General features: G+C 35.0%; 22 protein-coding genes. 6 read left to right on the forward strand and 16 right to left on the reverse strand.

Annotation, left to right across the window (positions count from 1 at the left end; translation table 11 throughout):
- The first annotated feature begins 14 nt into the window (after positions 1-14).
- The 4 genes from nrfD to GCQ56_RS01785 are packed head-to-tail and all read left to right on the forward strand — an operon-like array spanning position 15 to position 3,668.
- Positions 15-1,388: an NrfD/PsrC family molybdoenzyme membrane anchor subunit gene (nrfD, locus tag GCQ56_RS01770; RefSeq protein ID WP_299993015.1), complete on the forward strand. Its 1,374-nt coding sequence runs from the start codon at positions 15-17 to the stop codon at positions 1,386-1,388.
- A complete protein-coding gene (locus GCQ56_RS01775; RefSeq protein ID WP_152732676.1) occupies positions 1,385-1,906 on the forward strand; it encodes a DUF3341 domain-containing protein in 522 nt (173 codons plus the stop codon). Before nrfD ends, GCQ56_RS01775 begins: the two co-directional genes overlap by 4 nt.
- Before the next feature lie 20 nt (positions 1,907-1,926).
- Positions 1,927-3,090 (forward strand): quinol:cytochrome C oxidoreductase, encoded by a 1,164-nt coding sequence (locus tag GCQ56_RS01780; protein ID WP_152732677.1) that lies wholly within the window; start codon positions 1,927-1,929, stop codon positions 3,088-3,090.
- A gap of 14 nt (positions 3,091-3,104) precedes the next feature.
- The gene (locus GCQ56_RS01785; protein ID WP_152732678.1) at positions 3,105-3,668 is read left to right on the forward strand and encodes a cytochrome c; all 564 of its coding nucleotides are present in this window, start codon (positions 3,105-3,107) and stop codon (positions 3,666-3,668) included.
- 51 nt (positions 3,669-3,719) lie between these two features.
- Here GCQ56_RS01785 and GCQ56_RS01790 read toward each other — a convergent pair whose 3' ends face one another.
- The 7 genes from GCQ56_RS01790 to GCQ56_RS01820 form a co-directional block, all read right to left on the reverse strand.
- A complete protein-coding gene (locus tag GCQ56_RS01790) occupies positions 3,720-4,040 on the reverse strand; it encodes a cation transporter (protein WP_152732679.1) in 321 nt (106 codons plus the stop codon).
- 87 nt (positions 4,041-4,127) lie between these two features.
- Complete coding sequence (locus tag GCQ56_RS01795; RefSeq protein ID WP_152732680.1) at positions 4,128-4,997, reverse strand: protoheme IX farnesyltransferase; 870 nt, start codon at positions 4,995-4,997, stop codon at positions 4,128-4,130.
- Positions 4,998-5,032: 35 nt separating this feature from the next.
- Positions 5,033-5,977 (reverse strand): cytochrome c oxidase subunit II, encoded by a 945-nt coding sequence (coxB, locus tag GCQ56_RS01800; protein WP_152732681.1) that lies wholly within the window; start codon positions 5,975-5,977, stop codon positions 5,033-5,035.
- A 3-nt stretch (positions 5,978-5,980) separates the two neighbouring features.
- On the reverse strand, positions 5,981-6,268 hold the full coding sequence (locus GCQ56_RS01805; protein WP_152732682.1) for a cytochrome C oxidase subunit IV family protein: 288 nt from the start codon (positions 6,266-6,268) through the stop codon (positions 5,981-5,983).
- A gap of 10 nt (positions 6,269-6,278) precedes the next feature.
- Positions 6,279-6,893, reverse strand: coding sequence for a cytochrome c oxidase subunit 3 family protein (locus tag GCQ56_RS01810; protein ID WP_152732683.1), 615 nt, complete (start codon positions 6,891-6,893; stop codon positions 6,279-6,281).
- Entirely contained in the window at positions 6,886-8,496 is a 1,611-nt protein-coding gene (locus GCQ56_RS01815; RefSeq protein WP_152732684.1) for a cbb3-type cytochrome c oxidase subunit I, read from the reverse strand. Before GCQ56_RS01815 ends, GCQ56_RS01810 begins: the two co-directional genes overlap by 8 nt.
- Positions 8,497-8,508: 12 nt before the next feature.
- Positions 8,509-9,294: an SCO family protein gene (locus tag GCQ56_RS01820; RefSeq protein WP_152732685.1), complete on the reverse strand. Its 786-nt coding sequence runs from the start codon at positions 9,292-9,294 to the stop codon at positions 8,509-8,511.
- 226 nt (positions 9,295-9,520) lie between these two features.
- On the opposite strand from GCQ56_RS01820, the gene GCQ56_RS01825 reads away from it, so the two are divergent.
- Positions 9,521-9,952, forward strand: coding sequence for a cytochrome c (locus tag GCQ56_RS01825; protein WP_152732686.1), 432 nt, complete (start codon positions 9,521-9,523; stop codon positions 9,950-9,952).
- Between the two features lie 56 nt (positions 9,953-10,008).
- On the opposite strand, the gene GCQ56_RS01830 is transcribed toward GCQ56_RS01825, so the two are convergent.
- The 6 genes from GCQ56_RS01830 to rsfS form a co-directional block, all read right to left on the reverse strand.
- Complete coding sequence (locus GCQ56_RS01830) at positions 10,009-10,272, reverse strand: SEC-C metal-binding domain-containing protein (RefSeq protein ID WP_152732687.1); 264 nt, start codon at positions 10,270-10,272, stop codon at positions 10,009-10,011.
- A gap of 112 nt (positions 10,273-10,384) precedes the next feature.
- On the reverse strand, positions 10,385-11,158 hold the full coding sequence (locus GCQ56_RS01835; protein WP_152732688.1) for an SDR family oxidoreductase: 774 nt from the start codon (positions 11,156-11,158) through the stop codon (positions 10,385-10,387).
- Between the two features lie 117 nt (positions 11,159-11,275).
- Positions 11,276-11,932: a phosphatidylserine decarboxylase family protein gene (locus GCQ56_RS01840; RefSeq protein ID WP_152732689.1), complete on the reverse strand. Its 657-nt coding sequence runs from the start codon at positions 11,930-11,932 to the stop codon at positions 11,276-11,278.
- Positions 11,933-11,958: 26 nt separating this feature from the next.
- Entirely contained in the window at positions 11,959-12,783 is an 825-nt protein-coding gene (locus GCQ56_RS01845; protein ID WP_152732690.1) for a phosphatidate cytidylyltransferase, read from the reverse strand.
- 234 nt (positions 12,784-13,017) lie between these two features.
- The gene (gene ftsH / locus GCQ56_RS01850) at positions 13,018-15,051 is read right to left on the reverse strand and encodes an ATP-dependent zinc metalloprotease FtsH (protein WP_152732691.1); all 2,034 of its coding nucleotides are present in this window, start codon (positions 15,049-15,051) and stop codon (positions 13,018-13,020) included.
- 16 nt (positions 15,052-15,067) lie between these two features.
- Positions 15,068-15,451 carry a ribosome silencing factor gene (gene rsfS / locus GCQ56_RS01855; RefSeq protein WP_152732693.1) on the reverse strand — a complete coding sequence of 128 codons (384 nt, stop codon included), beginning with the start codon at positions 15,449-15,451 and terminating at the stop codon, positions 15,068-15,070.
- 239 nt (positions 15,452-15,690) lie between these two features.
- Here rsfS and GCQ56_RS01860 point away from each other — a divergent pair, with 239 nt between their 5' ends.
- Entirely contained in the window at positions 15,691-16,440 is a 750-nt protein-coding gene (locus GCQ56_RS01860; RefSeq protein ID WP_152732694.1) for a biotin--[acetyl-CoA-carboxylase] ligase, read from the forward strand.
- Positions 16,441-16,455: 15 nt separating this feature from the next.
- Here GCQ56_RS01860 and GCQ56_RS01865 read toward each other — a convergent pair whose 3' ends face one another.
- The 3 genes from GCQ56_RS01865 to GCQ56_RS01875 all read right to left on the reverse strand — a co-directional run bounded on the left by GCQ56_RS01865 (position 16,456) and on the right by GCQ56_RS01875 (position 19,793).
- The gene (locus tag GCQ56_RS01865) at positions 16,456-18,765 is read right to left on the reverse strand and encodes a TonB-dependent receptor (protein WP_193323691.1); all 2,310 of its coding nucleotides are present in this window, start codon (positions 18,763-18,765) and stop codon (positions 16,456-16,458) included.
- 130 nt (positions 18,766-18,895) lie between these two features.
- Positions 18,896-19,213 carry a hypothetical protein gene (locus tag GCQ56_RS01870; RefSeq protein ID WP_152732697.1) on the reverse strand — a complete coding sequence of 106 codons (318 nt, stop codon included), beginning with the start codon at positions 19,211-19,213 and terminating at the stop codon, positions 18,896-18,898.
- An 82-nt stretch (positions 19,214-19,295) separates the two neighbouring features.
- Positions 19,296-19,793 (reverse strand): hypothetical protein, encoded by a 498-nt coding sequence (locus GCQ56_RS01875; RefSeq protein WP_152732698.1) that lies wholly within the window; start codon positions 19,791-19,793, stop codon positions 19,296-19,298.
- Positions 19,794-19,877: the final 84 nt, after the last annotated feature.

Below are 19,877 nucleotides of genomic sequence, written 5' to 3' on the forward strand. Positions count from 1 at the left end.
CCGCGCCTATGTATGTGTCGCCAATTAGAGAGCCTCTGATAACGGGGGAGAAGACTTACAAAAAAATTACAGATGAAATATCTGCTCCTATCGAGGGAAAAGCCGGGAAATCCTGGTATGCAGGAATTGCATTAACATCCTCAGCCTTATTGCTTGGTTTAGCTATGATGGCTTACACCATTTGGGAAGGAATAGGAACCTGGGGCTTGAATAAAACCATTGGATGGGGTTGGGGAATTACCAACTTTGTTTGGTGGGTTGGTATAGGTCATGCAGGAACATTTATTTCTGCAATATTACTTTTGTTTCGACAAAAATGGAGAACAAGTATCAACCGTTCCGCTGAGGCAATGACACTTTTTGCGGTTATGTGTGCCGGATTGTTTCCACTGATACATATGGGACGACCACTCTTAGGTTTCTTTGTGTTTCCATATCCAAATACGCGTGATTTATGGGTGAACTTTAACTCGCCACTATTGTGGGATGTGTTCGCAATTAGTACTTATTTTAGTGTATCACTTCTATTTTGGTATGTAGGCTTAATTCCTGATATCGGAACTATACGAGATAGAATGAAATCTAAATTTAAGAAAGCAATCTACGGTTTCTTAAGTTTTGGTTGGACCGGATCTGCAAAACATTGGAGCAGACATGAAACCATTAGTTTAATATTAGCTGGATTGGCAGCACCTCTTGTACTGTCGGTTCATAGTATTGTAAGTTCTGATTTTGCAACATCAGTAATTCCAGGTTGGCATACCACCATATTTCCACCATATTTTGTTTCCGGGGCAATATTCTCGGGATTTGCAATGGTACTTACCTTGTTAATTATCACACGTAAAGTGTTGAATTTAGAGAACTACATTACGGTTGGGCACATTGAATCGATGAATAAAATTATTATTGCAACTGGTTCAATTGTTGGTATTGCTTACATCACCGAGTTATTTATTGCCTGGTATTCGGGTGTTGAGTATGAGCAATATGCATTTCTAAATCGTGCAACCGGACCCTATTGGTGGGCTTATGCTATAATGATGACATGTAATGTTATTTCACCACAATTGTTATGGTTTAAAAAACTACGTCGAAACCTCGTGTTTACATTCATTCTTTCCATTTTCATAAATATTGGAATGTGGTTCGAACGATTTGTGATCATTGTAACCTCTTTGCATCGTGATTATCTTCCTTCAAGTTGGTCTATGTATGAGCCAACATTTGTTGAAGTTGGAATATTCATTGGAACTTTGGGATTGTTTTTCACCTGTTTCCTACTATTTATAAGAGTCTTCCCAGTTATTGCAATTGCTGAGGTGAAGAGTGTTTTGAAAAGTTCAGGAGAAAAGAAAGCTGTAACTGATAAAAACGAATCATCATGAGAAGATACATTTCAGCCTATTTTGAAGATGAGGAAAATCTTCTTCGCGCAGCTAAGGATTTGAGAGCGAAAAATATTTCTATACAGGATGTTCTCACACCATTTCCGGTGCATGGTTTAGATCATGTGTTGGGATACAAGCGTTCAAATTTACCAACCGTGGCATTTATCTGCGGAGCTATTGGTTTGGCAGTTGCTTTCGGGTTTCAAACCTGGGCATTTGTGGTAGATTATCCTTTGTTTATTGGTGGTAAGCCACATTTTGCAATTCCTTCATTCATCCCAATTACTTTTGAAGTAACGGTATTGTTTGCTGCATTTGGAATGGCATCAGCATTTTTCATTGTCTCGAAATTAGGTCCTGGAGCCAACAATGTAATTCATGACGAAAGAATTACTGATGATCATTTTGTAATCATTGTTGATTTGGATGAGCGAGGAAATCAGGATGAGAATGTAAAAAGTATTCTCTTGAATGAAGAAGCGCAAAATATACAGATAAAGGAGATTGAATCATAAACAATACAAACCATTTGATTATGGATAACAATTATACATTTTCCCGTAAAACTCGAGCCTTCTTAATGGCTTTAGGCGGTATTGGAATCGTTTTAATGCTATTGGGATATTTCATCGAGTCGCCTAATGGACAGAGGTTATGGACAAACTTTTTAATAAATAATCTATATTTTCTTTTCATAGCTTTATTTGGTGTTGTGTTTCAGGCATTGCATAAAATCGCTTATTCGGGCTGGCATACGTCATTACAAAGAATTCCAGAGGCAATGTCTGCTTTTCTTCCCATATCAGCAGTTTTAATGTTTCTGTTGTATTTCGGAATGCATGATATTTACCATTGGTCGCACGAAAATTTGCATGATCCAATTTTGGAAGGAAAAGCAGCCTATCTAAATATCCCATTCTTTTTTATTCGCATGGTAATTTACTTTGCGGGCTGGATAGGTTTAGGATATTTGCTAAGGAAAAATTCCTTGCATCAGGATCTATCAACCGATGTAAAATATTACAAGAAAGGGAAGTTATTGGCAGCTTTATTCATGGTATTCTTTGCCATATCAAGTTCTACAATGAGTTGGGACTGGTTAATGTCTATTGATGCTCATTGGTTCAGTACACTTTACGGATGGTTTGTTTTTATTGGTTTGTTTGTTAGTGGAATTGCCTGTATCATTTTAATGATTAGCTTTTTAAAAACACAAGGAAAATTAGAATTTATAAATAAAGAGCACATTCACGATATGGGTAAATATTTATTTGCTTTTAGCATTTTTTGGATGTATTTGTGGTTCTCTCAATACCTGTTGATTTGGTACAGTCATATTCCAGAAGAAACAGCATATTTTGCACCACGATTAAATGATCATACCATATTATTTTTTACCATTTTAATCATGAATTTTTTAATCCCATTTTTGGGATTGATGACAAGAAATTCGAAAAGAAATTTAAAGTGGTTGAGCTTTATGGCTGTTATTGTTCTGGTTGGTCAGTGGTTGAATATATACCTATTGGTTATTCCTGGTACTATTGGAAAAGCTGCTCAAATTGGGATAGTAGAAATTGGATTTGTATGCTTGTTTTTAGGAGGATTTCTTTATGTCGTTTTTGCATCATTGGCAAAAGCTCCTTTATTGAGTAAAAATGATCCATTGTTAGAAGAAAGTTTCCATTACGAAACCTGATTAAATTATTAGCTATGAGAAAATACTTAGTATATACTTTCGGATTAATTCTACTTTTAGGTGTATTCACTTCATGTGATGAGGATCGCAATCATCCGGGTTACTCTTATTTTCCTGATATGATGAATTCAAGAGCCTATGAGCCCTATTCGGAGAATCCGCATTTTAAAGACGGTCATACTCTACGGTTACCTCCAGAAGGAACAATTCCTCGTGAAATGATCCCTTATGATTTTGAGAAAACTCCGGAAAACAGAATCTGGGCTGGTGAAAATGTGCTAAATATGATGAAAATGACAACTGAAGATGTTCAAAGAGGAAAAGAATTATTTGGAATTTACTGTATCAATTGTCATGGAGAAAAAGGTGATGGGAAAGGCTTTTTATATACTAGTGGTAAATACCCTTATGAGCCAAAGAGTTTAATCACAGAAGTGCTTAAAACGACTCCACGGGGTGAATTTTTTCACGTGATTAGTGTTGGTTATGGTGTTATGGGAGCTCATGGAGCACAGATTAAACAGAAGGATCGGTGGAAAATAATTGAATATATAAAAGTTGAATTACAAGAAAAGTAACTGAATAATATATCGAATAAAAAAATGCTCATCGTAAAATGAGCATTTTTTTTATTTCGTTACCGCGTATCCAACAGTTTCAATTTTTTGAGCTAGTGCCTCTCGATTTACTTTATCTTTTTCAATCTTAATTGTGACTTTGTTGTTTTTGTGAGATGCCCGAACTTCTTTAACACCATCAACCTGCTTAAGACCATTCTCCACCGTTTTTTCGCAACCGGTACAAGTCATTCCTGTAACATTAATCTCTACTTCTTCATACTCTACCACTTGTGTTGTAGTTGCAGAATTGGCTTTATCGCCCTTTTTTGCAGTGGACTCACATGCAGCAAAGAATCCTATTGCAAGTATTAGAATGATTATTCTTTTCATATCTATACGGTTTAGTTGATATATAAAATTAGAACAGTTTCACGTAAAAGTCTAGATTGTAATGATTAATAACATTAAAATAACAATTTAAAAATAGAACTTATCTACACTTATCATGATCATGATTAACAAAAAGTAAAAGTTCAATCGAAGGAATAATTTTCGAATATTTAGACGCTCACTACCTTTTAAGAGAATAAAACTATTGGGAATAATCAAAAGAGATAATGCCAGTAAAACCCACATTAAAACTTCAGATGAAATTACTCTGAAAGCTGGAAGAAGAAGGGCTACAACAATTGTTGCCAATATCCAAATCAAAGTAATTTTATGAATTTGATTGCGACTAAAAACATCTGTTAATACTTTGAATCCTGCTTGCTTGTAATCCTCTCCATATAACAAGAGTAGAAGCCAGAAGTGTGGGATTTGTCCAATAAAGAAGAAGAAAGCCAAAGCAAGAATGGGAGGAGCAAACGCATCACCTCCCGCAGCAATCCAACCAATCCATGGAGGAAATGCACCACTTAAAGCACCCGGAACAACTGCAAAGGCAGAGAATTGTTTAAGTGGAGTATAAACTAGATTGTACCAAAATATGGATAAAATCGCTATCCATAGACTTGTTACATTTCCACCCCATACTAAAAGACCACAACCTGCTAATAGAAAAAACACACTCCATCGAACCGCTTCTGAAATGGATATTTTGCCAGATGGTATTGGACGAAACTTTGTACGATTCATCATTGCATCTTTCTTGTGCTCCTGTACATGGTTTAATGCAGAAGCTCCCATTACAATAAGAAATATACCAAATACTACATAGAGTAATTCAAATGAAAAATCTGGTGTATAGAGAATGTAACCAGTAAAACATGAAATAGCAATTGGAAGAGCAATTTTAAACTTCCCTAATTCAAGAATTACCGATAATTTAGCAGATATTTTACTCATTCAACAGTTTATTAGTTAATAGAAAAATAGTAGCGTTATTCACTAAGTGTCTTCATGAATTCAATAATTTCACCGATATCGTCTTCAGTTAATTCATTTTTATAGGATAACATTAAACCTTTTTGAAAGCCTTTAACAATGTCATCGTTCGGATTGTAAATTGAATTCAATACATAAGTACTGTCAACGATTTGTTCTCTGGTTTTTCCTCCACTTTTAACAGTTTCGGTTTTACCAAAAAGACCTTTCCACGTTGGACCAACAAGTTTAGATCCATCAATGGAGTGGCATGCCAAACATCCATTCTTTTTAACAATGGAATAACCCAATGCGCCAGGTCTATCGGCAATTAGAGTTACCGTTTGAGTAGTATCTATGTACCAACTATCAAATTTTTCCTGAGGCATTACAATTACAGAGGTTTGCATATAAGAATGCTGCAAACCACAATATTCGGTACAAAACAGGTCAAATTCACCTTCACGACCAGGAATAAACCACATCATTTGTTCTTGTCCGGGAACAACATCTTGCTTTAGTCTAAATGATGGAATGTAAACACTATGGAGAACATCCAGAGCAACTAAATCAAGTTTTACTGCTCTGTCTTTAGGGACATACAAGGTATCCGTTGTTTTTCCATTTTCGTATTTAAATTGCCAATTCCACATTCTACCTACAGTTTTAATTGTAAATGCATCGTCGGGCACTTCTTTCATAGGTTTATAGCCCATCCATCCGTAGTAGAACATCACCATTACCAAGGCGGTAGGGATAACTGTCCAAAGAATTTCCAGGCTAACACTTCCGTGGATTTGCGTTGCTTTTGGATTTTTTTCTTTTCGATAACGGAACACAAAATAGATCATGGTTGCAGTTATAGCAATTAAAAAGAAAAAAATAATTCCCAGAATTATCTCGAAAGAAGTATCTACTCCTTTTACAAAATTCGACGCATCAGGTATTGCATTGGTAGTCATAAGCTATCGGTATAAATAGTCTAAGAATGTAATTATAATAACACAGGCTAGTAGCAGAAATACACTTGCTACCATTATGCCATAGAACTTCTTGTCGAATTTCAAATGCATAAAAATCAATAAAACCAACACCGATTTAATACTCGCTAAAAGTAATGCTGTTGAAACTGTATATGGACCTAAATCGATCTCTGTAACAGCAACGGACAAGAATGTCATAATTAGCAAACCAATTAAAACATAGATATAGGTTTTATATTTTACAATGTGTGTATGTTGATCTTTTTCCATAGCTATTGATTTAGGTAATCAGATAAAATAATGGGAATAAGAAAATCCAAATTAGATCGACTAGATGCCAGTACAATCCGCTATTCTCTAGAATCACAAAATTATCGTGCTGTACTTCATCTTTAGTAACCATTCTCATTACATAGGCTATAAAAGCTACTCCTATAATGATATGTAAGGCATGAAGACCTGTCATGGCATAGTACAATCCAAAGAATAAGATTTCTCCTTGACTTGCTTCCATTAATGTTGGACTTCCAGGATAAATACCATGTGCGAATTTACCGCTCCATTCGAAGTATTTATTCACCATAAAAACTAGAGCTAATAGAATGGTAACTCCCATTAAAATTAAAGTGAGCTTTTTATTTTTGTACTGAATTGCACTAATCGACATGGCAATAGTCATACTGCTTACCAGAAGAATTACTGTATTCACAGTTCCAATAAAGGTGTCAAGTTCTTCCGCAGCTAAATGAAAAGCTAAAGGATTTAAATATCGGTAAACTGAATAGACGATAAATAGACCTCCAAAAAGTAGTAGCTCTGTAAAAATAAAGATCCACATACCAGTTTTAGCGCCTTCATCATCTCTATGTTCGTCAATGTGTACATGATTACTCATAGCCGTATGGATGTTGGGTTACAGTTGGTATTTCTTCAAAATTCTCCAGACTTGGAGGACTAGCGACTGTCCATTCTAAAGTTTTCCCTTTCCAAGGATCTGCTTCGGCTGGTACACCGTGTTTCGCAGAACGAACAAGATTAGTGATAATGATAATCAAACCTGAAATCATTAATAAAGCACCGAGTGATGAGACGATATTTGGACCATGGAATTCTTCTACATAGTCATAATATCTTCTCGGCATGCCGGTCATTCCCAGATAGAACATTGGTAGATATAAGGTGTTGAATCCTGTAAAGAAAATCGCTAAACCAATATTAGCCCATGATTTATCGTACATTCTTCCAAACATTTTAGGATACCAATAGTGTATTGCTCCAAAGAATGCGTAACCCGTACCTCCAAATACAATAAAATGGAAATGAGCCACAACAAAAGCAGTATCATGTAAATGAACATTAGCGGAAAGTGCACCCAATACCATTCCTGATAAACCGCCTACCATAAACACAAATAGAAAGCAAAGTGCCCATAAAAATGGTGTTTGAATATCGATAGAGGCTTTATGGAGTGTTGCTACCCAGTTAAAAATTTTAATGGCACTAGGAATGGCAACAAGGAATGTTAAAATTGAAAATGTGTATAAAGCTGTTCCACTCATACCAGAAGTAAACATGTGATGTCCCCAAACAAAGTATCCCACAAAAGCGATAGCTAAGGTAGAGACCACAATTGCTTTGTATCCAAAAATGGTTTTTCGGGCGAATGTTGGTATGATTTCGGAAATCACACCCATGGCTGGTAGTATCATGATGTATACGGCAGGGTGGGAGTAAATCCAAAACAAATGCTGATAAAGGATAGGATCTCCACCTAAAGCAGGATCGAAGAATCCGATTTGCATGGTTCGTTCCAATACTATCATTAATAAGGTAACACCTACGATTGGTGTAGCCAATACTTGTATCCAAGATGTTCCGTAAAGTGCCCAAGGAAACAATGGCATTTTCATCCATTTCATTCCAGGTGCTCTCATACGATGTATGGTAACAATAAAGTTAATTCCAGTTGCAATTGAAGAGAAACCTAAAACAAAGGCTCCGGTAACAGCAGGAAGCATATTGGTTCCAGTTCTAAAGCTGTAAGGAGCGTAGAAGGTCCATCCTGTATCCGGTGGTCCATCTCCAATAAATTGGGCAGAAAGAGCAAGTGCTGCACCTGCAATATAAATCCACCACGATAGGAGATTTAGTTTAGGAAAAGCCACATCTTTAGCTCCAATCATTAAGGGTAAAAAGAAATTACCAAAGACGGCTGGTAAACCTGGAACAACAATTAAAAAGATCATGGTAATTCCATGAAGTGTAAAGAAACTGTTATAGGTTTGTGCATCCATAATAGTTTTACCAGGAGCAATTAGCTCAATCTTCATTAAAAGACCTAAAATGGCAGCTACACTGAATAACACCAGCATGCTGTACAAATACAATAAACCGATTCTTTTGTGATCGGTAGAAAAAATCCATGCAAATAAGCCCTTGAATCGTCCCTTATATTCAAGATAACTCACCTCGGCATGAGGAGTAATGGTTTCAGACATATTCGGTAGTTATTAAGGTTGTGTTTTTCTTCTTGGTTTTCTAATAATGAGCAATAAGAACACGATCAATCCCATTGCCAGTATAATTGTTCCTGTAATTTTTGTAATATTCAAAACATAGGCTTGTCCTACAGGATCGTAGGAATAACAATATTGCAAAATCTTATTTATCGTAGGACCTGATTGTCCTTTTGAAGCTTCGAGCATTGCCAGCTTAAATTCGAATGGCAGAAAGTAAGTTCCATTTAAATATCTGGTGATTTTTCCGTCTGGACTTAGTACGATTACAGTTGCCGCATGAGTAAAGTCATTTCCGGCTTTTTTGTATCTAAACCCCATACTTTCTGTTGCCTTAGCAATATTCAAACTATCGGCAGTAAAGAACTTCCATCCGTCAGTAGTATTTTTACCTTCCACCAGCAATTTGTAGTTGTTTTTCTTTTTAATTGCCAGATCCGTAGTTTCTGTTGGATCAAAACTAATGGTCAAGACCTGATAATCTTCTGCAAGTTTCAGATCACTTTTTTGCATTACATCGGCAAGTCCATCCATTAATGGGCTACAAATTCCCGGACATCGGTAATACACAAAAATAAGAGCAGTTGGTTTATCGATCTGATCGATCAATTTTACTGTTTCGCCGACTTCATTCACCAGTTGAATATCGTTTGGTACTGTTTCCTCCAGATGCTCAATCACCCCCACTTCAAAATCATAATACAAATCTTTGGCATCTTGGGCGTAGGAAACAAATGTTATTAGAAGTAATGCATGACAAATAGCAAGTTTTAACTTCATATTTATTCCTCCATATTTTAGGGTTAAGGAGAGAAAAACGGGCAATTCTCCGATAATATAATTCTCGTCCAGTTAAGTGGTTCTATATAAATATATAAAATTATTTGCTTGCTTCTTGTACTTAACTTTCTTTTTTTGCGACACTTAGCTATTTAGATCTTGCTTTATTTTTGAATATGTGCTTTGAGTTGTTTATTTTTACTGGATCTAAACAAGAATTACATACATGAAAATACTGAACCTAATATTTGTCTTTGTCTGCCTTTTATTTATCTCTTGTGGTGGACCTGATAAGAAAAAAGAGATTACATCAAAGGATAAGGTGGCAATTTCGCCGGAGAATTTGGAAAAGGGAGCCCAACTTTATAGAGCAAAATGTATGAACTGTCATATGAAAACAGGAAAGGGAATATCAAAATTTTATCCACCTTTGGCAAATTCAGATTATTTGGAAAAAAATCTTGAAGACGCCATTTATATGGTGAAATTTGGGAGTAACAAACCTATAAAAGTGAATGGAGTGAAATACAATAGCTTGATGCCAGCATCTGGTTTAACAGATAAAGAGCTGGTTTTGGTTTTCAATTATATTTTGAATTCCTGGGGCAATCAGTTAGGAAGTATAAATATTGAGCAAGTAGAAGCCATTAAGCGATAAGAATTAAAAAAGATCATCTCAAAAAGGGATGATCTTTACAATTGGTTTTATGCGTGTTAATTAATATTTGCTTTCACACGATAGTATTCTTTTCTAAGTTTTTTTACACTCATTACTTTAATTTCTTCCTCTCCTGTTGTTTCGCTTATTTTACGAACCGCAAGTCGACTTTTTTTATGATGTTCTGGATAATGGCATGATTTGTATTTTTTACCACTATCACAGTAACATTTCTCGTTGCGTTCTATTTTTACGTAGTAAAAGGCTTCCTCTTCTGTGGTGTTGAAGATGTTTAAAAAACTGTCGAGTAATTTCTTCATTGTACAAGAGTTTTTAGGGTTACATTTTGGGTTCTATTAAGTTAATAGATATACTAATTGGAAGCAATTAAAATTATACAATAGTTCAAAATAAACACATAAAGTTTTCGAATTAGCCGTGTATCCCTAATATTTGTCCGCCATCAACACTAATGGTTTGTCCGGTTATATACCCCGATGAGGGAGAAAGTAGCCATGTTGCCAATTGCCCTAAATCTTCTGGATTACCCATTCGTTTCATGCGAATTCCACTAGCAATTTTCTCTTTTGCCTCTTCAGAGCTAATATTTTCTTGTTCTGCTTTTTTATCCAAAAGTCGTTTTATTGCAGGAGTTTCATGATATCCTGGTCCTACAATGTTTAAAGTTACACCTGATTCTGCAATTTCTTGTGATAATGTTTTTATAAATCCGACTACGGAAAGTCGAAGAGAAGTGCTTAATACCAAATTATCGATAGGCTGTTTAACGGATGCACTTTCAAGGAAAACCATTCTACCGTAGTTTTCCTTCATCATTATAGGAACCAAAGCTTGAGTTAACTCTACTTTCCAACGTAAAAGTTGATGATAGGCATTGTCCCAATCAACTAGATTGGTTTCTAATGTTTTCATTGCGGGTGGACCACCAGCATTTACAAAAATTCCAGATAGTTGGCGATTTCCAATTTTATCAAGTAGTAAGGAAATACTTTCTGATTGTGTGATATCAACGCAGAGGCTTTCTACATTGGAATATTGATTCTTTAATTCGGAAAGTTTTTCTTGTCCACGAGCAATAGCAATTACCTTCGCTCCATCAGCAATTAAGTTGGAAAGAACAGCTGCTCCAAAACCTGATGTAGCTCCACAAACAACAAAAAGCTGATCTTTAATATTTAAATCCATAACGATATTATTTTAGTTTGAATACTAACTAAAATAACTCATTATTCAGTGAAAAAGTAATTCTGAAGAGAATTTTTAGATTCTGATTAAAATCAAAAAAGAAATATGAGATGATTTCTATTTCAATCGCCCAATAATAGTTTGAGAACCTGTTACTTTTTGGTTCAAATCAACATCAATTTGTGTTCCTAATGGAAGATATAAATCGATTCTTGAACCGAATTTGATAAAACCTTCTTGCTGACATTGATTTACTTTCTCGCCTTCTTTTGCATAAGCAACAATTCTACGAGCAACAGCACCTGCAATTTGTCTCATTAAGATGGTTGTGTTTTCATCTTTTTCAATCACAACGGTTGTACGTTCGTTCTCGGTAGATGATTTTGGTAACCAAGCTTTCAAAAATAATCCGCTGTGGTGTCTGAAATATTTTATTAATCCCTGAACAGGATACCAGTTGATATGAACGTTTAATGGAGACATGAAGATGGAAACCTGTAACCGTTTATCCTTAAAATATTCCAATTCTTCGGTTTCCTCAATAACCACAACTTTTCCATCGGCAGGAGCAATAATTAAATCATCTCCGGTAACAGGAATTCGTTTAGGAACTCTAAAAAAGGAAACAACCAATCCGAAGAAAGCAAGTGTTACAAATAAAAGGATATTAAGAATAGTTCCAGGACCTAAAATGAAATATAGTAATGCATCTAAAGCTCCCAGTATGATAAAAAATACTGCAATTATTCCGTAACCTTCCTTGTGAATTGTCATATCGTAAATTTAAATTTTGGGCAAATTTAATGAAAATATTCTTTGATTACTTGCAACATTACAAAAACCATAGGAGATACCAGTAGTATTGCATCAAAACGATCAAGTAATCCACCATGCCCAGGAATAATTGTGCCAGAATCTTTAATGTTGATGCTTCGCTTAAGAAGAGATTCAACTAAATCGCCAAGAGAACCAAAAATAACAACTATGAATCCTGTAAGAATCCACTGAATTAAATTTAGATCAGTGGAGTAAATAGAAATTAACCAGGCAATAGCTAAAGTAATTATTCCGCCTCCAATACTTCCTTCCCAAGATTTTTTTGGTGATATTCTTTCAAATAATCTGGTTTTTCCAAAATTCACTCCTACAAGATAAGCTCCGGTATCATTTGCCCATATTAGAACAAAAACACCCATTAATATCTCCCAATGAAAATGCATATCGCCAAAAGGGAATACGAGGAAGTTTAATAAAGAAAAAGGAGTTGCCACATATAAAAGTCCCAACATGGTATAAGCAATATTTCCAAATGGGTTTTCTTTTTTGCGGTACATTTCAATTATGGGAATAAGTACAATAACTGGAACCAGGAAAGCAAATAAAAGAGAGTTCTGGAAATAAGTATAAGCAAAACATGCCGAAAATAGTATCGATGAGGCTATCATCCCAGTAATTACCTGCGGTGAGCTATCGTTTTTTTGTATCAAATTGAAAAACTCATAAACTGCTAATAGAGTTATGCCCATAAATATTGCAAAGAATGCAAAAGGATGTACAACAATTCCTGTTATCAAAACAATTGCGAAAATTACTCCAAATAATGCTCTCTTTATGAAATTCCCCACTTGAATATGAATTATTAGTTAGCCTGTAAATAATACAAGTTAGCCTGGTTATTATATCAGCTCCCAAAAGTAGTGTTTTTTCACGACTTTTTAGGACTGATTAATTCAGAAGACTAATTGATGACTAATTTTAAGCAATTTGTCATTATGATTTGAAATTATATCAAAAAAAAACTGAATCACCAATTGTGCATTGGCAATCCAGTTTTTGAAATTATTCGGAAGTTTGGAGGCTTAAACCGCCTTACTTTCGTTGTCTTCTTTTGAATTTTCTTCTTCTTGATTTGGGATTATCTTCGCATCCTCAATTTCAGAAGTTCCAAATTCACGTTTTCCAAAGATTTCTTCCAAGTCTTCACTAAAGATCACTTCACGTTCAAGTAACAGTTCAGCTAACTTGTTATGTTTTTCTTCATTGTCTTTAAGAACTTTCTTTGCTCTTTTGTAACTGTTTTCAATCAGAATTTTAACTTCTGCATCGATTAATTCAGCAGTTTTCTCACTATAAGGTTTAGAAAAACCATAATCTGATTGTCCTGATGAATCGTAATAACTTACATTACCGACTTTATCACTCATTCCAAAAATAGAAACCATTGCAATTGCTTGCTTGGTAACTTTCTCCAAATCATTTTGAGCACCAGTTGATATTTTGTCAAAAGTGATCTCTTCAGCAGCTCTACCACCTAATGTTGAACACATTTCGTCAAGCATTTGTTCTTTAGTGGTAATGCTTCTTTCTTCAGGAAGATACCAGGCAGCTCCTAAAGCTTTCCCTCTTGGAACAATTGTTACTTTCACCAATGGATGAGCATGCTCTAATAACCATGAAATGGTAGCATGACCTGCTTCGTGGTAGGCAATTGTTTTCTTTTCCTGAAGAGATATAATTTTGTTTTTCTTTTCCAATCCACCAATAATTCGGTCAATTGCATCAAGAAAATCTTGTTTCTCAATAATGTCTTTTTTCTTACGTGCTGCAATAAGAGCTGCCTCGTTACAAACATTTGCAATATCAGCACCTGAGAATCCAGGAGTTTGCTTAGCTAAGAATTCCTGATCAATTTTTGGATCTAATTTCAATGGTTTTAAATGAACATTAAAGATTTCTCTTCTTTCATTTAAATCAGGAAGTTCAACATGAATCTGACGATCGAAACGTCCTGCACGCATTAAAGCTCTATCCAAAATATCAGCACGGTTAGTTGCTGCTAAAATAATTACCCCAGAGTTAGTATCGAAACCATCCATTTCAGTCAATAGCTGATTCAAAGTGTTTTCACGCTCATCATTCGATCCCATATTAGGATTCTTTCCACGAGCTCTACCAATTGCATCAATCTCATCGATAAATACGATACAAGGTGCTTTTTCTTTTGCCTGCTTGAACAAATCACGAACACGACTTGCACCAACACCTACAAACATCTCAACAAAATCGGAACCTGACATGCTAAAGAACGGCACATTAGCTTCACCAGCAACAGCTTTTGCCAATAAGGTTTTACCGGTTCCCGGAGGACCTACAAGTAGTGCACCTTTAGGAATTTTACCTCCCAGTTTGGTATATCTTTGCGGATGTTTTAGGAATTCAACAATTTCTTCAACTTCTTGTTTTGCTTCGGCTAAACCAGCAACATCTTTAAAGTTTACGTTAATGTTTGATTCTTTATCAAATACTTTTGCTTTTGATTTACCAACATTAAAAATATTACCACCACCACCTGCTCCGCCAGAACCTTTGCTCATTCTGCGGAAAACATAGAACCAAATACCAATGATTAATGCAAATGGAAGAATCCAACCAATGAAATTTCCAAAGTAATCTTCCTGAGTTACATATTCGGGTTCAATTCGATCGGCTTCTGTGATATTTTTTTGTGCATTTGTAAGTTGTTCTGCAAATTGCTCAATTGAACCAATTCGGAATGTATAGTGAGGTCCTGCTTTTGAAGGAGAATCTAAACTACTTTCAAACAAATCAGGATACTTATCTAAGCTTTCTTTTCTTAAATAAACATTAACATCCAAAGTATTTCGCACCACAACAATACGATCAACATCCTGGTTGCGAATCAATTCATTTTTCACTTTTCTCCAACTTGTTTCTTTAGGACTTTGTCCTAAATCCATCAAAGTAAGAGCGATAAAAGCAACAGCTATTAACCCGTAAATCCAATAAGCATTGAATTTTGGTGGCTTAAGCATGTTATTCCCATTTTTCCCTTTAGAAAAAGGAGATTTATTTTGATCATTATTCTCTGTCATTCTTTTTAGTTAAAGGTTATTGATTTGGCTGTGGATCCTCAATTTTGATGATCGAAGCATCTGCCCATAAACTTTCAAGGCGATAAAAATCTCGATATTCTTTCTGGAAAATATGAACTACAACATCAGCATAGTCTAAAAGAATCCATTGTGCATTTTGTAATCCTTCTTTTTTCCATATTTTTTCATTGACTTTTTCTCTTACGTAATCTTCAACCGAATCAGCTAAACCAGTTACGTGTGTAGTTGATGTTCCGTTACAGATAATAAAGTATTTACAAACTGAACTGTCAATTTTTCTTAAATCTATCTTTACGATATCTACTGCCTTATTCTCTTGTAATCCCTCTATAATCGCTTCAACAAGTTCTTCTGAGTTATACTCCTGCTTTTTTGTCATATTTATATTTTATATTACAAAGATAATTTTTTTTTGTTCCTATTAATTCTGTTTTGAATATTGCTTCAAGAATCCTTAAAATTCTTATAAATTAAAGATTTGCCTACTGCAAACAAGAACTTTATTTAACTTGCAAACAGAAAATGAAGTTGTTTGTTCATTCTTTTTAAATTTGTGCAATACTTTATTCTAAATATAAAGTTAGTAAATCCAATTATTGAAAACCAACCAATTCTTAAATGCAACGAAAACTTTTTACTCCCCAACTAATTGTTCGTGAAAATGAAATTAATTCAACCAATAGTTTTGCTGTTGATTTAATTAAATCTGAATGTCCTGATGCCGGGACTGTCGTTTTGGCATTAAATCAGACAAAAGGCCGCGGACAGCAAACAAATACTTGGGAAAGTGAAGGTGGCAAAAACCTTACCATTAGTATAATTTTCCGACCAGAATTTCTTCCAATTCATCTTCAGTTTAATATTTCTATGCTTATTTCATTGGGAGTATATGACTATTTAAATCAACATACATCCAATGTTTCGATAAAATGGCCCAATGATATATATGTTGGGAATAAGAAGATTGCGGGTATTTTAATAGAACACTCCATCATGGGATCTGTCTTGAGTCACTCCATTTGCGGGATTGGATTAAATGTGAATCAAACAAGGTTTTTATCGGATGCACCTAATCCAATTTCCTTGATAAATTGTACAGGTATGGAGTATGATTTAGATGAAGAACTGACGAAACTTCTTACCTGTATCGAAAAAAGGTATTTCCAACTGGAGGATGGTTACCACAAGTTTTTAGAAAAGGATTACTTAAATTCTTTGTATTGGAGGTATGAAAAGCACCAATTTTTCGATGAAAATGGAAAGTTTGAGGGAACAATTGTTGGTATAAGTGAGTTGGGACAATTACGAATTGATGTTGAAGGGGTGGAGCGAATCTATAATTTTAAAGAGGTGAGCTTTATTCAGTAGCCCACCTCTTAGTATTTATAAGTTGAATCCCAGTTTAATGCTTAAATTCCTTCCTGGATTATAAAAGCCTAATGGTTTAAGACTTGATAAGTGATCAATGTATTTCTTATTGAGAAGGTTACTCGCACTCAATAGAAGATTCATTTTGTATTTTCCCATTTTAAAATCGCTCCCTGCCTGCAAACCCAAAAGATCGTAGGATGATGTTGAAGTTTCAAATTGAGCTGGATTATCTTGTTCGAAAGCGTATTTCCAGTTGACACTAAAAAATGGATCTTTAAAGGTTCTATTTCCTTTGCCAAAGATTTTTACATTCATGTTCAATTTGTGTTGCGGTATAAAAGGCAATCGACCTCCATCGTCCTGCTTGGCAATAACCATAGCATAATCAGTATGAAACTTTAAGAATGACAATGGAACTACATTAATCGCCACTTCACCACCATAAAGTTTAGCATCCTGCTGACTATATGAATAAACATTGCCTTCGCCTTCGGGCGCAGGTTCATCAGTTGGAGCCAGATAAATATAGTCGTACACTTTATTATAAAATAATGATAAATCGATATTATGATTTTGTGTGTGATAATGTACACCAAGATCAGATTCTAAACTCTTTTGCGGATTTAGATTCGTATTACCTTCCTCGAAACGATTCCCATGCAAACCATGTTGAGAAAGTTCTGCAAGATTAGGAACTCGGTAAGCAGTCGCAAAATTTGTTCGAAGTAAAAGTGATTCTGAAACATGATATGTTGCTCCAATGGAAGCATTCAAATGGTCAAAATTTCGGTTGATATGAACCAGTTCTTTTTCATGTTCATCGTGCTCATCATGTTCTCCTTCCTCATGTTCTTCCTCTTCATGTTCTTCGGCTTCGCCATGTGAATGTCCTCCAGCTTCTTGTTCAGGAACGTAAATGGAACGATGATCGTAGCGAACACCAAATTGTAAACTGGCATCACCAATTTCTTTTTTTAGAAGCGAAAACACCGAAAAATCATCAATTTTAGCATTTGGAATAATTCGGTTGGGAGCTCCTTTGTTTTCATTAGATTGATGCATTCCCTGAATGCCTACCAAAAATTCTGAACCCTCGGAACCAGGAAAGTAAAGTTTACTATCATAGGTAAATGTTTTTAAATCCATATCAACCAATCGAAAAATACTGGAGTTAGGATTTCCATTTAATCTTCGATTGTTGAATTGGTAGGCTGCATTGAATTCCAATTTATATCTGCCTAAAAATATTCGGTTTTTCAATGAAAGTAAATGCTGTTCAAGATCCTGGTACCAATAATGGTTTTTTCTTTTTCCTTCCGAAACGACTTCCAGAGATTCATCATTTGTCATTCCCAATTTTGGCTGTAAATAGTCGTAGTAAATTTTAAAACTTCCATATTCTTTAATCAAGCCTAAACCAAGCTGCAATCCTTCAGTGTTAAATCGGGTATTTGGCACATAATCGCCAGATGCATCTTTATAATCTTTATGCGATTGCTGATTGGCACGAATCATCCAAAACCAATCTTTTCCAGAAGATTTTACTCCTATGCTATTCGAGTATCCTTTGGTAACACTATGGTATTCGGAATTAATGTCGGCTTTAAAGGAATTTGCAGGAGCAGGTTTTTCTTTTAATACATTAATTACACCTCCCATAGCATCCGATCCATAAAGTAAGGATGCCGGACCTTTAATTACTTCAATATGATCGGCTCCTTGTTCATTGGTTAAAAAAGGATGATCGGTTGAGAACTGGAAGTTTTCCATACGAACGCCATTATTCAGAAATATAATGTTATTTAAAGACAGACCTCGAATTACCGGAGTACTTACACCCGGACTACGTGAAATAACATCAACACCAGGAATACTTGCCAATTTTTCACCCAATGAAGGTGTTGATAATTGTTGTAGTTCTTTCTCTTTAAGTACTGATATTTTAATTGAATTTTCGTGCTGAGCAGAGGGAAATCCTCCCGAAACGACAACTTCCTGAGTTGTTACAGTGGTAAAAGGCATTTTTACATCAAGTTTCAAATTCTCTTTATTTATTACAATGGTTTTAATAACGGACTCGAATCCAATAAAGGAGAATTGTAAGGTCATCTTTCCCGATGGCAAATGTTCCAATTGGTAAGCACCATTTTCGTCACTTACAGTACCTTTTTGAATTTCTGGAATAAAAATGCTAACACCTGGAATTGGCGAGTTATCTTTTTGATCGCTTATTATTCCACTTAGTTTATTGTTTTTTATTTCGCCAACAGAAAAGGCAAATTGTGGCAATAACAGAAGTATTGCCAATAGATATCTATTCATAATTGTAATAGAATTATATTGATTTGTCGTGTGAAATTTGAAATACATAGATTTAATCGATAAAATCTGTTTGACTTTATCAACCTGTATTCTAGTTATTCTGTAAACAGAATTGGTTCTATAATTTTAACTACACAACAGGAGGGGCACGTAATGAATAGGTGAGATTAATTTTTACAATTGAACTGATAGTAGCATCCACACTATCTTGTTTCAGCAAAATACTGATGACATTGGGAACAGTGGTTATATCAGCTGGTGTAAAAAAGAAGTAATCGAATTCCTGAATCCTACAAATATCAAGCAGACCAGCATCATGCTGAGTGCACGAATGACAATGATGTTCATGATTGGGAAACATCATGTGCTGACTTTTTATAATCAATGGCATCAAAAATGCCAAGGATAAAAGCCCTGCAAGAATTCTATGATTTTTATTTAGATTCATTCAAAACAAAGCTAGACAAAAAATTAGAAGGCACAAAAAAAGCCGATGTATAACACATCGGCTTAGCTATATTTTGAGATATCTATTCGATATTCTGAAGCATATTGTAAGGAATTTGAGTCAATCCTTCAGCCAGTTGATCGATACCTTTTTCCAGTTTCTTTTTCAGCATCATTTTCATCATGGCATTCAACTCAGCATGCACAGTCAAACGAATTCTTGTATCGTAAGTATCTTTTTCAATCAATTGAATCCAAATATAGAATTCGAACGGGCTGCGACCATAACCAGTTAGCTTTAAAGTTTTGTTCTCTTCCTTCTCAACAAATTGCAAACCTGCTTCGCCAAAACCTTTAATCACGAAAGTACAATTGTCTTCGGTTGCTTCCCAATGCTCAATATGATCGCTAAAGTTCATTTTTTTCTTGGTTTGAGCTTCGATTTGCTCCTGAACTTGTGGGTTATTTGCAGCCAATTCAAATACTTTGGCAATTTTTCTGAAATCAGAAAAGAAACCATACACATCACCAACCGTGTGTGGAATCATTTTTACTTCACTAATAATCTTTGTTGTCGACATTTATCCGTTCGTTTAAACTGTTTTATTCCAATAATTTCCAGTTTAATGCCGATAGATATTTGACTTTCAATATCAAGTTTTCGC

The sequence above is a fragment of the Marinifilum sp. N1E240 genome, assembly GCF_009295825.1.
GTDB lineage: Bacteria > Bacteroidota > Bacteroidia > Bacteroidales > Marinifilaceae > Marinifilum_A > Marinifilum_A sediminis.

What these genes read in the sequence shown, in the direction of transcription:
- GCQ56_RS01860 (WP_152732694.1), top strand. Translation starts at nt 15,691, where the DNA reads ATGCAACGAAAACTTTTTACTCCCCAACTAATTGTTCGTGAAAATGAA.
- GCQ56_RS01865 (WP_193323691.1), bottom strand. Translation starts at nt 18,765, where the DNA reads ATGAATAGATATCTATTGGCAATACTTCTGTTATTGCCACAATTTGCC.
- GCQ56_RS01795 (WP_152732680.1), bottom strand. Translation starts at nt 4,997, where the DNA reads ATGAGTAAAATATCTGCTAAATTATCGGTAATTCTTGAATTAGGGAAG.
- GCQ56_RS01870 (WP_152732697.1), bottom strand. Translation starts at nt 19,213, where the DNA reads ATGAATCTAAATAAAAATCATAGAATTCTTGCAGGGCTTTTATCCTTG.
- GCQ56_RS01835 (WP_152732688.1), bottom strand. Translation starts at nt 11,158, where the DNA reads ATGGATTTAAATATTAAAGATCAGCTTTTTGTTGTTTGTGGAGCTACA.
- GCQ56_RS01825 (WP_152732686.1), top strand. Translation starts at nt 9,521, where the DNA reads ATGAAAATACTGAACCTAATATTTGTCTTTGTCTGCCTTTTATTTATC.
- GCQ56_RS01815 (WP_152732684.1), bottom strand. Translation starts at nt 8,496, where the DNA reads ATGTCTGAAACCATTACTCCTCATGCCGAGGTGAGTTATCTTGAATAT.
- rsfS (WP_152732693.1), bottom strand. Translation starts at nt 15,451, where the DNA reads ATGACAAAAAAGCAGGAGTATAACTCAGAAGAACTTGTTGAAGCGATT.
- GCQ56_RS01775 (WP_152732676.1), top strand. Translation starts at nt 1,385, where the DNA reads ATGAGAAGATACATTTCAGCCTATTTTGAAGATGAGGAAAATCTTCTT.
- GCQ56_RS01830 (WP_152732687.1), bottom strand. Translation starts at nt 10,272, where the DNA reads ATGAAGAAATTACTCGACAGTTTTTTAAACATCTTCAACACCACAGAA.
- GCQ56_RS01790 (WP_152732679.1), bottom strand. Translation starts at nt 4,040, where the DNA reads ATGAAAAGAATAATCATTCTAATACTTGCAATAGGATTCTTTGCTGCA.
- GCQ56_RS01840 (WP_152732689.1), bottom strand. Translation starts at nt 11,932, where the DNA reads ATGACAATTCACAAGGAAGGTTACGGAATAATTGCAGTATTTTTTATC.
- GCQ56_RS01780 (WP_152732677.1), top strand. Translation starts at nt 1,927, where the DNA reads ATGGATAACAATTATACATTTTCCCGTAAAACTCGAGCCTTCTTAATG.
- coxB (WP_152732681.1), bottom strand. Translation starts at nt 5,977, where the DNA reads ATGACTACCAATGCAATACCTGATGCGTCGAATTTTGTAAAAGGAGTA.
- ftsH (WP_152732691.1), bottom strand. Translation starts at nt 15,051, where the DNA reads ATGACAGAGAATAATGATCAAAATAAATCTCCTTTTTCTAAAGGGAAA.
- GCQ56_RS01875 (WP_152732698.1), bottom strand. Translation starts at nt 19,793, where the DNA reads ATGTCGACAACAAAGATTATTAGTGAAGTAAAAATGATTCCACACACG.
- GCQ56_RS01805 (WP_152732682.1), bottom strand. Translation starts at nt 6,268, where the DNA reads ATGGAAAAAGATCAACATACACACATTGTAAAATATAAAACCTATATC.
- GCQ56_RS01820 (WP_152732685.1), bottom strand. Translation starts at nt 9,294, where the DNA reads ATGAAGTTAAAACTTGCTATTTGTCATGCATTACTTCTAATAACATTT.
- GCQ56_RS01810 (WP_152732683.1), bottom strand. Translation starts at nt 6,893, where the DNA reads ATGAGTAATCATGTACACATTGACGAACATAGAGATGATGAAGGCGCT.
- GCQ56_RS01785 (WP_152732678.1), top strand. Translation starts at nt 3,105, where the DNA reads ATGAGAAAATACTTAGTATATACTTTCGGATTAATTCTACTTTTAGGT.